Below are 14,515 nucleotides of genomic sequence, written 5' to 3'. Positions count from 1 at the left end.
CTGACCGACCGGACTGACCGACCGAGCAGACCGACCGACCGACCCGATCGTCCGACCCGATCGTCCGGGCCGCCGCCGCAGACCCCTCACCCTCCGGTGGGGAAGCGGCGGCGGCTACGCGTCCTCCGTGCGGGCCCGTACGGAGGACGGCAGCGGATCCCGTATCCGGGCGCGGAGCTCCTCGGCCACCGCCGCGACGTCCGCGCGGCCCAGCTTCGCCGCCTCGACCAGATCGCCGAGCACCTCCGGCGAGGGCAGCTGTTCGGCCCCGGCCACGCGCAGGTACGAGCGGGTCGCGGCGGCCGCGTAGAACTCGTTCATCGGGGACTCCAGCGCCGGGCACACCGCGAGGGTGTGCAGAAACGCGGCGGCCCGCCACGCGGTGTCCGGGGCGGGCTGTTCGGGCACGAGGACGAGGTCGTTCTGGTGCCGGGCGACGGCGGCGGCCACCCCGGAGGGATCCCACACGGCGGGATCGGACGGGAGATGGTGGGCCAGAGCGGTCCAGGCCCACTCCATGGTGATCTTCAATTGCCGAACCGCTCCTGGAAGTAGCTCCAGTGGTCCGCGAACTCCTCTATGCCGGAAAGGAAGTTCTTCCGGTCCTCGTCGAGTTCGCGTTCCGTGACTTCGGTGATCAGTGCGGTGACCGTCGTCCCCAGGGCCGCCGCGCGCGCCTTCAGGCGTTCGTGGAACTCTTCGTCCAGGCGGATGGTGACGTGTCTCGACATGCCCTCCACGGTACAGCGACCGTGCTGTACGCAGGAGGGGAATGCCGGAAGGGTGGGCGGGGACACAGTCCCGGCCCACCCTTCGGACAGTCTTGCTGCGGGTGACTACTTGTTGGCGTCGGCCGCCTTCACCAGCGCGTCCTTGGTGACCGCGCCGACGTAGACCTTGCCGTCGTCCGTGATCAGGGCGTTGACGAGGCGGGTCGAGAGGACCCGGCCCTCACCGAACGAGCCGGACACCTTGTCCCCGAGGGAGTCGAGGAACTGCTGGGCCGCCTTCGGCGCGTCCTTGTCGCCCTCCAGGTCCTTCAGACCCTGGCCGGCTCCGGAGTCGATCCGGGCGATGGTCGCCCAGCCTTCGCCGAGCACCTTCGTCTCGCCCTTGCCGTCACCGGTGCCGTTCGCGCCGTCGAACAGGCCGCCCAGCCCCGGGAAGGACTCCAGCGCCTTGAACTCCTTGCCGTCCTCGCCCTTCTCGCCGCGGGCGGCCTCGGCCGCGCCCTCGGTCACCTTGGCGCCCTTGGGCGGGGTGAAGGCGAAGGTGTCGGCGGACGGCTTGGAGAAGTCCACCTTGGTGAAGCCGGCGTCCACGATCGGCTTGCCGCCCTGGGAGGAGAGCAGCTGCACGCGCAGCGGCACGCCGTTCTTCGCGTCCACGGAGATCTGGACCGAGCCGACCGTCGAGCCGCTCTGCTTGGGCTTGAGCACCAGCTGGTAGGCGTCGCGCCCGGCCACCTGAGCGGTGTCGCCGACACTGACGTCGGTGGTCGGGCCGGCCGCCTTCAGGACCTCCTCGGCCAGCTGCTGCGGCGAGGTGTCGAGGCGGTCGCCCGTCTTGTGCTCCCGGCCCGCGCCCTTGCCGCCGTCCTGCGCCCCGCCCTTCGCCCCGTCCTTGCCGGCCTCCGGGTTCTTCTCGTGGAAGACCTCGTTCGACTTGGAGTCGTATCCCCACAGGTCGTCGCCGTTGTGGATGAGGCTGTACTCGTCCTTCCCGTCCAGGAAGGTGAGCTTCTGCCGGTCCGGGCCGTCGGCCGCGACGCGGAAGGTGTGCGTGCCGCTCGCGAGCTGGGCGACCTTGTCCTCCGGGTTGGCGGAGCCGCCCGCGACCCCGCCGCCGCCGAGCAGGCCGGTCGCGAAGGACGGCAGGCCCAGGTCGGTGCTGAGCCTGGCCGTGCCGGACAGCTCCTGCACCTCCGAGGCCGCGATCTTCTCGATGAGCTGCTGCGCCGTCACCTTCGGCAGGTCGGGTCCGCCGGCGTTGGCGAAGGCGGGGACCATCGCGACGGTCGCCGCGGCCACACCCGCCACCGCGACCGGTACCGCGTACCGGGCGACCTTGCGAGAAGTCTTCGTTTTCGCTGCCATGTCAGTGCCCTGCCCTCTGTGTCGACGGCGGCGACCGCCGTGTCGCCGCGCTCACCCGATGTGGTGGGGTTGATGACTCCATCTGACCAAATCGGAGGGCCGAAGGCGTCAGCCCCCGGAAGCAACCGCGCGTACGACCGTGGGATGACACGGCAAGGGCCCTTCTCCCCCGACCCGTAGGGGTCGAAGGGCGGAAGGGCCCATTCCGCAGTCTGGGGGCGCAGACGCGGCTGCGGTACGGAAGCCGTCGAGCCGTCAGCCGGCGCGGTGGACCACCGCGTCGCAGAGCTCCTCCAGCGCCGACTTCGCGAAGCACTCCGGCAGCGGCGCCAGTGTGGCGCGCGCGTCCTGCGCGTACCGGATGGTGTCGCGGCGGGCCTGCTCCAGGGCGGGGTGCACCCGCAGGCGGGCCAGTACCTCGGCGTGCCGGGCGTCGTCCGTCAGATCGCCGTCCAGGAGGCGTACGAGCTCCAGGTCCTCCTCCCGGCCGTCGCGGGCCGCGATCTCGCGCAGCCGCAGCACGGGCAGGGTGGGGATGCCCTCGCGCAGGTCGGTGCCGGGGGTCTTGCCGGACTCGTGCGCGTCGGAGGCGATGTCGAGGACGTCGTCGGCGAGCTGGAAGGCGGTGCCGAGCCGCTCGCCGTACTGGGTCAGGATGTCGACGACCGACTCGTCCGCGCCGGACATCAGCGCGCCGAAGCGACCGGAGACGGCGATCAGCGAGCCGGTCTTGCCGGCGATGACGTCGAGGTAGTGGGCGACCGGGTCCCGTCCGTCGCGCGGACCGGCCGTCTCCAGGATCTGGCCCGTCACCAGCCGCTCGAAGGCCTCGGCCTGGATGCGTACGGCCTCGGGCCCGAGGTCGGCCAGGATGTGCGAGGCACGGGCGAACAGGAAGTCACCCGTCAGGACGGCCACGGAATTGCCCCAGCGGGTGTTGGCGCTGGCGACGCCGCGGCGCACGTCCGCCTCGTCCATGACGTCGTCGTGGTAGAGCGTCGCCAGGTGGGTCAGTTCCACCACCACGGCGGACGGCACGATTCCGGGCGCGTACGGATCGCCGAAACGGGACGCGAGCATCACCAGCAGCGGCCGGAACCGCTTGCCTCCGGCTCGTACCAGGTGCTGCGCGGCCTCGGTGATGAAGGGGACTTCGCTCTTGGTGGCTTCCAGCAGACCCGCCTCGACAGCGGCCAGTCCGGCCTGGACATCGGTCTCAAGAGCCTGGTCCCGCACGCTCAGTCCGAACGGCCCGACGACGGTCACGAGGGGTACTCCTGTCTGCTGACGATCACGCTGACGATCACCTGGATTGTCGATGTGTCGCTGCCATCACTCAAGCCAGCGTATCGGGTCCCTTTTCGATCACCGAGAGCGCCCGTCCGGTCGCCACCCGCGCACTGCCCGAAACACACCGGTATGTTCTTGAAAGGCCGAAACAGTCGGATACCCCGTCCACCGAGGCGATTGGCGGCTGAACCCTGATGACCATCCGTACCGATTTCCCGTACGAGACCACCCGCGAGGATGTCCGGATCCCGCTGTCCGATGGCGTGGAGCTGTACGCGCGGATCTGGCGCCCGGTGACGGACGAGCCGGTTCCGGCGCTGCTGGAGTACCTCCCGTACCGCCTGACGGACTGGACCGCGCCGCGCGACTGGCAGCGCCACCCCTGGTACGCCGGGCACGGCTACGCCTCGGTACGGGTGGACGTGCGCGGCCACGGGTGCAGCGGAGGCCGTCCCGGCGACGAGTACGACGCCCGCGAGCTGGCCGACGGGGTGGCGGTGGTCGAGTGGCTGGCCGCGCGGCCGTGGTGCACGGGATCGGTGGGCATGTTCGGGATCTCCTGGGGCGGATCCAACAGCCTGCAGATCGCGGCGCTGGCGCCCGGGGCGCTGAAGGCCGTCGTGACGGTCTGCTCCACGGACGACCGGTACGGCAACGACGTGCACTACATGGGCGGCTCGGTGCTGGCCGTCGACATGCACGCGTGGGCGGCGGCCATGCTCGCCCTCACCGCGCGCCCGCCGGACCCGCGCTTCGTCGGGGACGGCTGGCGGGAGCAGTGGCTGGACCGGCTGGAGTCGGTCGAACCCCTGATCCACACCTGGCTGTCGCACCAGACGCGCGACGACTACTGGCGCCACGGCAGCGTCTGCGAGGACTACGCGGCGATCGGCGCCGCCGTGCTGGCCGTGGGCGGCTGGCACGACCCGTACCGCGACACGGTGCTGCGGCTGGTCGAGCACCTGCCGTCCTCGCGGGTACGGGGCCTGATCGGCCCGTGGTCGCACCAGTACCCGGACCGCGGACTTCCGCCGGGCCCGGCGATCGGCTTCCTCCAGGAGACCCTGCGCTGGTGGGACCACTGGCTCAAGGGCGTGGACAACGGCGTGACGCGCGAGCCGCTGCTGCGCGCCTGGATCAGCGAGTCGCACCGTCCCGCCACCGTGTACGACGAACTGCCGGGCCGCTGGGCCGGGGAGAAGAACTGGCCGTCGGCCTCCGTCATCCCCGTCCCGTATGGCCTTCAGGGCCCGCCGGTGGCCGTCGCCTCCCCCCAGCACACCGGGATGGACGCGGGCCGGTTCTCCCCCTTGGGCAATGACGCCGACCTGCCGCCGGACCAGCGGGAGGAGGACGCGAAGTCGGCCTGCTTCGAGTTCCCCGTCGGCCGCGAGGAGCCGCTGGAGATCCTCGGCCGGCCGTCGGTGACCCTGCGGCTGCGCCTCGACGTGCCGTACGGGCAGGTCGTGGCCCGCCTGTGCGACGTGGCCCCCGACGGCGCCTCGACGCTGATCACGCGGGGCGCGCTGAACCTCTCCGCCCGGCGGGGCCGGGACCGGGCGCTCCCCTGGCCCGTGGGCGCGTACGAGGACGTCACCTTCGAGCTGAACGGCATCGGCCACGCCTTCGCGCCGGGCCACCGCATCCGCCTGGCCGTGTCCTCCGCCTACTGGCCGTGGATCTGGCCCCGGGCCGGCTCGCAGGCGGGCTGGACCCTGGACCCCGCGGGCAGCGCGCTGACCCTCCCGGTGCGTGCCGCGTCCCCCGCCGGGGAGGGCGTCACCTTCGAGGCGCCGGAGCAGGCGCCGCCGCTGGGTGTCGCCCTCGGCGTAGCCGATCTCGGATACAGCCCCGCCACGCTGGACGAACCGCGGCCGGAACGGCTGGTGGTACGGGATGTCGCGCGCGGGACGTGGCGGCTGGAGGTGGACCCCCGGTACGGGGGCACGCGGGTGTACCCGGACGGCCTGGAGTACAGCGAGGACGCCCTGGACGTCTACGAGATCCAAGAGGCGGACCCGCTGTCGGCCCGGACCCGCTCGCAATGGCGGATCCGGCTGCACCGGCCGGAGGCGGCCTGGGACGCCCGTATCGAAACCCGGTCGGAGATCTCGTGCGACGAGGGCGGCTTCCTGACGTCGAACGAGGTGATCTGCCGGGAGGGCGACGAGATCCTCTTCCACCGCACGTGGGAACGCCGTCTCCCGCGTGCCGCGAGCTGACCCCGTACGGGCCCGCTCGCTGCGCGGGCGCGCAGACGGTGGGCCGGGGTCAGGCGTACAGCCGTTCCAGTACCACCGCGATGCCGTCCGCCTCGTTCGACAGCGTCAGTTCGTCCGCCACCGCGACCAGCTCGCGGTGCGCGTTGGCCATCGCCACCCCCCACCCCGCCCACGCGAACATCGGGATGTCATTCGGCATGTCGCCGAAGGCGATGGTCGACTCGGCCGGCAGGCCGAGGACGTCCGCCGCCCGTGCCAGGCCGCTCGCCTTGTCGATGCCCGGCGGCTGGAGCTCCACCGTGTGCTCCCCCGCCATCGTGACGTTCACCAGGTCGCCGACCACCGCCCGTGCCACTCGTGTCAGCTCGTCGTCGTCCAGCTCGGGGTGCTGGAGCAGCACCTTGTTGATGGGGGCGGACCACAGGTCGCCGCGCCGCGGCACCCGTACCGTCGGCAGGTGCGGGTGCCACATCCGGTAGCCCGGCCCTATCAGCATCTCCGCGTCCACCCCCTCCTGGTTGACCGCGGCGTAGACCTCGCCGATCTCCGCCTCGATCTTGCCGAGGGCCACCTCGGCCAGCCCCCGGTCCATCGACACGGAGTGCAGCAGGCGCCCGCGCGCCGCGTCGTACACCTGCGCGCCCTGCCCGCACACCGCGAGCCCCGTGTAGCCGAGGCCGTCGAGGACGTGCCGTACCTGCGGGACCGGGCGGCCGGTGACGATGATGTGCTGGGCTCCGGCCGCGCGGGCCTTCGCGAGTGCCTCGTACGAGCGGGCGGAGACGGTGTCTCCGGCGCGCAGCAGAGTCCCGTCCAGGTCAGTGGCGATCAAGGCGTGGGGGAGGGCGGAAGTCACGGCGCCAAGGATACGGACCCCTTTGGACAAGTCCTACAAATAGCGCCCGAATCTGGCCTCCCGCAGGCACCACCCGCCACGTAACGTGTCAACCAGCCCCCGGGACACCCCCGGACCGCGTCGAAAGCGAGGCAGTACCCCATGCCCCAGCAGAGCCCCCTCGATGTCCCCGAGGGCGACCCGTTCGGGCCGCACAACCTCCCGTACGGCGTCTTCTCCACCCCGCATGACCCGACGCGGCGCCGGATCGGTGTGCGGATCGGCGGGCACGTGCTCGACGCGGGGGCGGCCGCGGCCGCTCTCGGTTCCCCGTACGCGGGCCTGCTCGGGCAGTCCTCCCTCAACCCGCTGCTGGCCGCCGGGCGCACCGCCTGGCGCGATGTGCGGCGCGCGCTGACCGCCTGGGTCACCGACCCCGGCCACCGCCCGGCGGTGGAGCCGCACGTGCTGCCGCTGGACGAGGTCGCGCTGCACCTCCCGTACGAGGTCGCCGACTACGTCGACTTCTACGCGAGCGAGCACCACGCCACCAACGTGGGCCGGATCTTCCGCCCCGACGGGGACGCGCTGACCCCCAACTGGAAGCACCTGCCGATCGGTTACCACGGCCGCTCCGGCACGATCGTCGTCTCCGGAACGGATGTCGTACGGCCCTCCGGGCAGCGCAAGGCCCCCACCGACCCGACGCCCGTCTTCGGTCCGTCCGTCAAGCTCGACATCGAGGCCGAGGTCGGCTTCGTCGTCGGCACCCCCTCCGAGCTGGGCCGCCCGGTGGCGCTGGGCGACTTCGAGGACCACGTCTTCGGTCTGTTCCTGCTCAACGACTGGTCGGCGCGGGACATCCAGGCCTGGGAGTACGTGCCCCTGGGCCCCTTCCTCGGCAAGTCCTTCGCCACCTCCGTCTCCGCGTGGGTCACCCCGCTGGAGGCTCTGGACGCGGCCCGGATCGCCCCGCCCGCCCGGGACTTCCCCCTCCTGCCCTACCTCGACGACGCCGGCAGCGACCGGCCGGGCGGCTTCGACCTGCGCATCTCCGTCGCGGTCAACGGGCAGGAGGTGGCGCGGCCGCCGTTCGCCTCGATGTACTGGACCGCCGCTCAGCAGCTCGCGCACATGACCGTCAACGGCGCCTCGCTGCGCACCGGTGACGTCTACGGCTCCGGCACGGTCAGCGGCCCGGAAGCCGACCAGCGCGGTTCGCTGCTGGAGCTGACGTGGAACGGCCGCGACGCCATCGAACTCGCCGACGGCAAGCGGACCTTCCTGGAGGACGGCGACACCGTCACCCTCACCGCATGGGCCCCGGGCCCGGAGAACACCCGCGTCGGCCTCGGCGAGGTCACCGGCCGCATCGTGGGATCCCGCTAGGTCGTCTCTTTCGGATCTTGTCGGGCCCGGGTGACGTGGAGGTGCGTGCGTACGCCACCCGGGCGTAGCCGGCGTGCGGCGGGCGGGGCGGGCCCGGAGGGTGGTGGCAACGGGACCGGGAGGCCCGTACGCCGTACCACCACCGCGAGGAGCCGCCATGCCCGTACGCTGCCTGAAGACCGCCCTGACCTGCGCCGCCGCCGCGTCCCTTGCCCTTGCCGTGCTGCCCCCGGCCCAGGCCGTCGAGGGGCCGGCACCTGACGTGCGCAACAGAAAGGCCATGCGGGACATGGCGACGGCGCTCGCGGTGACGGCCAAGTACGTGGACGAGAGGCGGGCGATCGCGGACGGGTACGTCCGCCACGGCGAGTGCATGAACAACCCCTTCGGGAAGGGCGCCATGGGCTACCACTACGTCAAGGAGGCCTACTGGGGCTCGACGGACCCGAGCAAGCCCACAGCATTGGTCTACAGCGCCGAGACGGACCGGCACGGCCGTCGGCAGCTGCATGCGGTGGAGTGGATGGTCTCCGACCGCGACCAGGACCTGAAGACCGCGGACGACCGGCCGACGATGTTCGGCCTGCCCTTCGACGGGCCCATGCCGGGCCATTGGGCGGGCATGCCCAAACACTACGACCTGCACATGTGGGCCTACAAGAAGAACCCCGCCGGCCGCTTCCACAACTGGAACACGGCCCTGACCTGCCCCAAGAAGCCCTCCACCACCACACCCGCCCACCGCCATCACCCGTAAGCGCGGTCTTCGGCCGACCCCGCCGATAGGCTGGAGGGACTCGCGAGACTCCGGCTCATGGGAGCACTGATGAACCCGGAACACAGCTGGCCGGTCCCGCCTGCGGGCGGCTGGACTGCCGATGACCTGGACACGCTTCCGAATCTGCCTCCGCACACGGAGCTGATCGACGGGAGCCTCGTTTTCGTGAGTCCGCAGACCCGATTCCACACGCTGACGGTCGACTTCTTCACCTGGGAACTGCGCGCTTGGGCCCCTGAAGGGCTGGAAGTCCTCAGGGAGTTCACGATCGACATCGACCGCCGTAACCGTCCGGAGCCGGACGTGATCGTGGTCCCCGTCGAACCCGACGAGGATCCGAACCAGACCCGTCTGCCCGCCGAGTCCGTCCTGCTCGCGATCGAAGTCGTGTCCCCGGAGTCCGTCGACCGCGATCGCGAGGCCAAGCCGCTGAAGTACGCCCGCGCCGGGATCCCGCACTACTGGCGCGTCGAGAACAAGGACGGCCGTGCGGTCGTCTACGTCTTCGAGCGGGAACCGGCCACCGGCGCCTACACCAGCACCGGCATCTTCCACGACCGGCTCAAGGTCTCCGTCCCCTTCCCCATCGACCTGGACCTCACCCAGATCACGGCCAGGCGGCGCGGCGCCGAATAACCCCGGGACACGGCGCAGGGCCCGGCCCCCCGAAGGGAGCCGGGCCCTGCGCCGTGCGGCGGACCAGGTCAGCGGACGAACGTGCTCGCCTGCCCCGCCAGGTCCAGGAAGTACTGCGGGGCCACGCCCAGGACGAGGGTGACGGCGACTCCCACCGCGATGGTCGTCATCGTCAGCGGCGAGGGGACCGCAACCGTCGGGCCGTCGGCCTTCGGTTCGCTGAAGAACATCAGGACGATCACCCGGATGTAGAAGAACGCGGCGATCGCGGACGAGATGACACCGACCACGACCAGCGCCCCCGCGCCGCTCTCCGCCGCCGCCTTGAACACGGCGAACTTGCCGGCGAAGCCCGAGGTCAGCGGGATGCCGGCGAAGGCCAGCAGGAACACCGCGAAGACGGCGGCAGTGAGCGGCGAACGCCGTCCCAGCCCCGCCCACTTGGAGAGGTGCGTCGCCTCGCCGCCCGCGTCCCGCACCAGCGTGACCACCGCGAAGGCGCCGATCGTCACGAAGGAGTAGGCACCGAGGTAGAAGAGGACGGACTTGACCCCCTCCGCCGACGTGGCGATCACACCGGCCAGGATGAAGCCGGCGTGCGCGATCGAGGAGTAGGCCAGCAGTCGCTTGACGTCCGTCTGGGTCACGGCGATCACCGCGCCCGCCAGCATCGTGACGATCGCGACGCCCCACATCACCGGCTGCCAGTCCCACCGCAGACCGGGCAGGACCACATACAGCAGCCGCAGCAGCGCGCCGAAGGCCGCGACCTTCGTCGCCGCCGCCATGAAGCCGGTGACCGGTGTCGGGGCGCCCTGGTAGACGTCCGGGGTCCACATGTGGAAGGGAACCGCGCCGACCTTGAAGAGCAGGCCCATGAGGATCAGCGCGCCGCCGATCAGCAGCAGCGCGTCATTGCCCATGGTGGCGGCCAGCGCCGGGTCGATCCTCGCGACGGTACCGTCGGCCACGTCGGCGATCACGGCGTACGAGACCGAGCCCGCGTACCCGTAGAGCAGCGCGATGCCGAAGAGGAGGAAGGCGGAGGAGAAGGCTCCCAGCAGGAAGTACTTGACCGCGGCCTCCTGCGACATCAACCGCTGGCGGCGGGCGACGGCGCACAGGAGGTACAGCGGGAGGGAGAACACCTCAAGGGCGATGAACAGCATCAGCAGGTCGTTGGCCGCCGGGAAGATCAGCATCCCGGCGATCGCGAACAGCGCCAGCGGAAAGACCTCGGTGGTGGTGAAGCCCGCCTTGACGGCGGCCTTCTCGCTGTCGCTCCCCGGTACGGACGCCGCCTGCGCGGCGAAGGAGTCCACCCGGTTGCCGTGTGCGACGGGGTCGAGGCGCCGCTCGGCGAAGGTGAAGACCGCGACGATCGAGGCCAGCAGGATGGTGCCCTGCAGGAAGAGCGCCGGGCCGTCCACGGCGATGGCGCCCATGGCCGCGATCTGCGCCTTGGTGCTCCCGTACCCGCCGGCCGCGAGGGCGACGACCGCCGCGAAGGCCGAGGCCAGTGCGGCGACGGTGAGGAACACCTGGACGTAATAGCGTGCCTTGCGCGGTACGAAGGCCTCGACGAGGACTCCGAGGACCGCCGCGCCCACCACGATCAGCGTGGGCGCGAGCTGCCCGTACTCGATCTGCGGGGCCGGGATCCGGTCGACCGGTCCCTCGGCCGCCAGTGTCAGCAGGCTCTGGGCAGCAGTCAATGCGCTCACTTCGCCGCCTCCCCATTCTTCGCGGGTACGGCCTCAACAGCCACTTCTGGCTTGGGGTCCGTCTGCTTCACGTCCGACATGGTGTGCTTCACCGCCGGGTTGACGATGTCGGTGAGCACCTTCGGGTACACGCCCAGTCCGATCAGCAGCGCGATCAGCGGGGCGACGACCAGTACCTCCCGCAGGCGCAGGTCCGGCATCGCGCGGACCTCCTCCTTCACGGGTCCGGTCATGGTGCGCTGGTAGAGCACCAGCGTGTAGAGCGCGGCCAGCACGATGCCGAGGGTGGCGATGATGCCGGCGACCGGGTACCGGGCGAAGGTGCCGACCAGGACCAGGAATTCGCTGACGAAGGGCGCGAGGCCCGGCAGCGAGAGGGTGGCGAGGCCGCCGATGAGGAAGGTGCCCGCCAGTACCGGGGCCACCTTCTGCACGCCGCCGTAATCGGCGATGAGCCGCGAGCCGCGCCGGGAGATCAGGAAGCCGGCCACCAGCATGAGCGCCGCCGTCGACAGGCCGTGGTTGACCATGTAGAGGGTGGCGCCGGACTGGCCCTGGGAGGTCATCGCGAAGATGCCCAGGATGATGAAGCCGAAGTGCGAGATCGAGGCGTAGGCGATCAGCCGCTTGATGTCCCGCTGGCCTACGGCGAGCAGCGCGCCGTAGACGATGCTGACCAGGGCCAGGGCGATGATCACCGGGGTGGCCCACTTGCTGGCCTCCGGGAAGAGCCCGAGGCAGAAGCGGAGCATCGCGAAGGTGCCGACCTTGTCGACGACCGCGGTGATCAGCACGGCGACCGGGGCGGTGGACTCGCCCATCGCGTTCGGCAGCCAGGTGTGCAGCGGCCACAGCGGGGCCTTCACCGCGAAGGCGAAGAAGAAGCCGAGGAACAGCAGCCGCTCGGTGTTGGTCGCCATGTCGAGCGTGCCGGCGGCCCTCGCGGCGGCGATCTCCTGGAGGGAGAAGTTCCCGGCGACCACGTACAGGCCGATGACGGCGGCCAGCATGATCAGGCCGCCGGCCAGGTTGTAGAGGAGGAACTTGACCGCCGCGTACGAGCGCTGCGCGGCCGCGTTCTCCTCGGACCCGGCATGCGCCCGGTCCCCGAAGCCGCCGATGAGGAAGTACATCGGGATGAGCATGGCTTCGAAGAAGATGTAGAAGAGGAAGACGTCGGTGGCCTCGAAGGAGATGATCACCATCGCCTCGACGAGCAGGATCAGGGCGAAGAAGCCCTGAGTGGGCCGCCAACGGCTCGACTTCGTCTCGAGGGGGTCGGCGTCGTGCCAGCCGGCCGCGATCACGAACGGGATGAGCAGCGCGGTGAGCGCGATCAGCGCCACCCCGATGCCGTCGACGCCCAGCTCGTAGCGGACGCCGAAGTCGGCGATCCAGGAGTGGGATTCGGTGAGCTGGTAGCGGTCGCCTCCGGGCTCGAAGCGGACCGCGACGAGCACGGCCAGGGCCAGCGTCGCCAGCGAGAAGAGCAGCGCGAGCCACTTGGCCGCGGTCCTGCGGGCGGCCGGGACGGCCGCCGTCAGGATGGCGCCGACCGCGGGCACCGCGGCCGTCACCGTCAGAAGCGGGAAATTCATCTCACACCGCCCTCATCAGCAGGGTCGCGGCGATGAGGATCGCCGTGCCCCCGAACATCGAGATCGCGTAGCTGCGGGCGTAGCCGTTCTGCAGCTTGCGCAGCCGGCCCGAGAGCCCGCCGACCGAGGCGGCCGTCCCGTTGACCACTCCGTCCACCAGGCTGTGGTCGACGTACACGAGCGAGCGGGTCAGGTGCTCCCCGCCGCGCACCAGCACGACGTGGTTGAAGTCGTCCTGGAGCAGGTCCCTCCGGGCGGCCCGGGTGGCCCAGCTTCCGCGCGGCGCGACCACCGGGACGGGCCTGCGCCCGTACATGGCCCAGGCGGTGCCGACGCCGACGGCCAGGACCACCATCGTCGCCAGCGTCACCGTCAGGGCGCTGACCGGCGGGTGGCCGTGTTCGTACCCGGTGACGGGCTGCAGCCAGTTCAGGAACCGGTCGCCGATGCCGAAGAAGCCGCCCGCGAAGACGGAGCCGAAGGCGAGGACGATCATCGGGATGGTCATGGACTTGGGCGACTCGTGCGGGTGCGGCAGGTCCCCGGGGTGCGCCTCCACGCCGGGCTCGATCCCGGGGGTCTTGTCCGGGTCCGGGGCCGGCTGCCAGCGCTTCTCGCCGAAGAAGGTCAGGATCATCACGCGGGTCATGTAGAAGGCGGTGATTCCGGCGCCCAGCAGGGCCACTCCGCCGAGGATCCAGCCCTGGGTGCCGCCCTTGGCGAAGGCGGCCTCGATGATCAGGTCCTTGGAGAAGAAGCCCGACAGGCCCGGGAAGCCGATGATGGCCAGGTAGCCGAGGCCGAAGGTCACGAAAGTGACCGGCATGTAGGTGCGCAGGGCGCCGTACTTGCGCATGTCGACCTCGTCGTTCATCCCGTGCATCACGGAGCCCGCGCCGAGGAAGAGGCCGGCCTTGAAGAAGCCGTGCGTCACCAGGTGCATGATCGCGAAGACGTAGCCGATCGGGCCGAGGCCCGCGGCCAGGATCATGTAGCCGATCTGCGACATCGTGGAGCCCGCCAGGGCTTTCTTGATGTCGTCCTTCGCGCAACCGACGATCGCACCGAAGAGGAGCGTGACCGCTCCGACCACGACGACGGCGGTCTGCGCGGTCGGCGCCCCGTTGAAGACGGCGCCCGAGCGGACGATCAGATACACGCCCGCGGTCACCATGGTCGCCGCGTGGATCAGGGCCGAGACCGGGGTCGGGCCCTCCATCGCGTCGCCGAGCCAGGACTGCAGCGGGACCTGCGCCGACTTGCCGCAGGCGGCCAGCAGCAGCATCAGCCCGATCGCGGTGAGCGTGCCTTCCGAGGTCTCGCCCACCGACGCGAGGACCGGCCCGAAGGCGAAGGTCCCGAAGGTGGTGAACATCAGCATGATGGCGATCGACAGGCCCATGTCGCCGACCCGGTTGACCAGGAAGGCCTTCTTCGCGGCGGTCGCCGCGCTGGGCTTGTGCTGCCAGAAGCCGATGAGCAGATACGACGCCAGGCCGACGCCTTCCCACCCGACGTACAGCAGCAGGTAGTTGTCGGCGACGACGAGGAGCAGCATCGCGGCCAGGAAGAGGTTCAGGTAGCCGAAGAAGCGACGGCGTCGATCGTCGTGCTCCATGTACCCGATCGAGTACACGTGGATGAGCGTGCCCACGCCGGTGATCAGCAGGACGAAGGTCATCGACAGCTGGTCCAGCTGGAAGGCGATGTCCGCCTGGAAGCCCTCCACGGGGATCCAGCTGAACAGCCTCTGGTGCAGGGCCCGGTCGTCGGCTCCGCGTCCCAGCATGTCGGTGAAGAGGGCGACGCCGACGCCGAAGGAGGCGGCGGCGAAGAGGGTGCCGAGCCAGTGCCCGGTCTTGTCGAGGCGTCGGCCGCCGCACAGCAGCACCGCCGCTCCGAGCAGGGGCGCTGCCACCAGCAGCGCAATCAGGTTCTCCACAGCGA

The 14,515-nt window shown here is 70.8% G+C and carries 12 protein-coding genes; 4 read left to right on the top strand and 8 right to left on the bottom strand.

The window, feature by feature from the left end; translation table 11 throughout:
• Nucleotides 1-114: 114 nt before the first annotated feature.
• The 4 genes from ABZX75_RS12630 to ABZX75_RS12615 form a co-directional block, all read right to left on the bottom strand.
• The gene (locus tag ABZX75_RS12630) at nt 115-531 is read right to left on the bottom strand and encodes a hypothetical protein (RefSeq protein ID WP_355410161.1); all 417 of its coding nucleotides are present in this window, start codon (nt 529-531) and stop codon (nt 115-117) included.
• Nucleotides 528-731, bottom strand: coding sequence for a ribbon-helix-helix domain-containing protein (locus tag ABZX75_RS12625; RefSeq protein ID WP_229337077.1), 204 nt, complete (start codon nt 729-731; stop codon nt 528-530). The genes ABZX75_RS12630 and ABZX75_RS12625 overlap by 4 nt, the downstream gene beginning before the upstream one ends.
• A gap of 105 nt (nt 732-836) precedes the next feature.
• Nucleotides 837-2,096, bottom strand: coding sequence for a DUF2092 domain-containing protein (locus ABZX75_RS12620; protein WP_355410160.1), 1,260 nt, complete (start codon nt 2,094-2,096; stop codon nt 837-839).
• Between the two features lie 255 nt (nt 2,097-2,351).
• On the bottom strand, nt 2,352-3,362 hold the full coding sequence (locus tag ABZX75_RS12615) for a polyprenyl synthetase family protein (RefSeq protein WP_355410159.1): 1,011 nt from the start codon (nt 3,360-3,362) through the stop codon (nt 2,352-2,354).
• 218 nt (nt 3,363-3,580) lie between these two features.
• Here ABZX75_RS12615 and ABZX75_RS12610 point away from each other — a divergent pair, with 218 nt between their 5' ends.
• Nucleotides 3,581-5,608: a CocE/NonD family hydrolase gene (locus tag ABZX75_RS12610; protein WP_355410158.1), complete on the top strand. Its 2,028-nt coding sequence runs from the start codon at nt 3,581-3,583 to the stop codon at nt 5,606-5,608.
• A gap of 49 nt (nt 5,609-5,657) precedes the next feature.
• Here the strand turns inward: ABZX75_RS12610 and ABZX75_RS12605 are convergent, their stop codons facing one another.
• Entirely contained in the window at nt 5,658-6,464 is an 807-nt protein-coding gene (locus ABZX75_RS12605) for an HAD family hydrolase (RefSeq protein ID WP_355410157.1), read from the bottom strand.
• A 141-nt stretch (nt 6,465-6,605) separates the two neighbouring features.
• Between ABZX75_RS12605 and fahA the strand changes: the two genes are divergently transcribed.
• The 3 genes from fahA (at nt 6,606) to ABZX75_RS12590 (ending at nt 9,246) form a co-directional block, all read left to right on the top strand.
• Complete coding sequence (fahA, locus tag ABZX75_RS12600) at nt 6,606-7,832, top strand: fumarylacetoacetase (protein WP_355410156.1); 1,227 nt, start codon at nt 6,606-6,608, stop codon at nt 7,830-7,832.
• A 157-nt stretch (nt 7,833-7,989) separates the two neighbouring features.
• Nucleotides 7,990-8,589, top strand: a complete 600-nt coding sequence (locus tag ABZX75_RS12595; protein ID WP_355410155.1) for a hypothetical protein — start codon at nt 7,990-7,992, stop codon at nt 8,587-8,589.
• A 57-nt stretch (nt 8,590-8,646) separates the two neighbouring features.
• Complete coding sequence (locus ABZX75_RS12590; RefSeq protein ID WP_355410154.1) at nt 8,647-9,246, top strand: Uma2 family endonuclease; 600 nt, start codon at nt 8,647-8,649, stop codon at nt 9,244-9,246.
• 68 nt (nt 9,247-9,314) lie between these two features.
• On the opposite strand, the gene nuoN is transcribed toward ABZX75_RS12590, so the two are convergent.
• From nuoN to nuoL, 3 genes are read right to left on the bottom strand one after another with little or no spacing between them, the layout of a single operon-like run.
• Nucleotides 9,315-10,970, bottom strand: a complete 1,656-nt coding sequence (gene nuoN / locus ABZX75_RS12585) for an NADH-quinone oxidoreductase subunit NuoN (RefSeq protein ID WP_355410153.1) — start codon at nt 10,968-10,970, stop codon at nt 9,315-9,317.
• Nucleotides 10,967-12,568, bottom strand: a complete 1,602-nt coding sequence (locus ABZX75_RS12580) for an NADH-quinone oxidoreductase subunit M (RefSeq protein ID WP_355410152.1) — start codon at nt 12,566-12,568, stop codon at nt 10,967-10,969. Before ABZX75_RS12580 ends, nuoN begins: the two co-directional genes overlap by 4 nt.
• Before the next feature lies 1 nt (nt 12,569).
• On the bottom strand, nt 12,570-14,510 hold the full coding sequence (gene nuoL / locus ABZX75_RS12575) for an NADH-quinone oxidoreductase subunit L (RefSeq protein ID WP_355410151.1): 1,941 nt from the start codon (nt 14,508-14,510) through the stop codon (nt 12,570-12,572).
• Nucleotides 14,511-14,515 lie beyond the last annotated feature (5 nt).

The sequence above is a fragment of the Streptomyces sp. NPDC003038 genome (genome assembly GCF_040611115.1).
Classification (GTDB): domain Bacteria; phylum Actinomycetota; class Actinomycetes; order Streptomycetales; family Streptomycetaceae; genus Streptomyces.
This window is presented reverse-complemented; position numbering and strand designations above follow the sequence as displayed.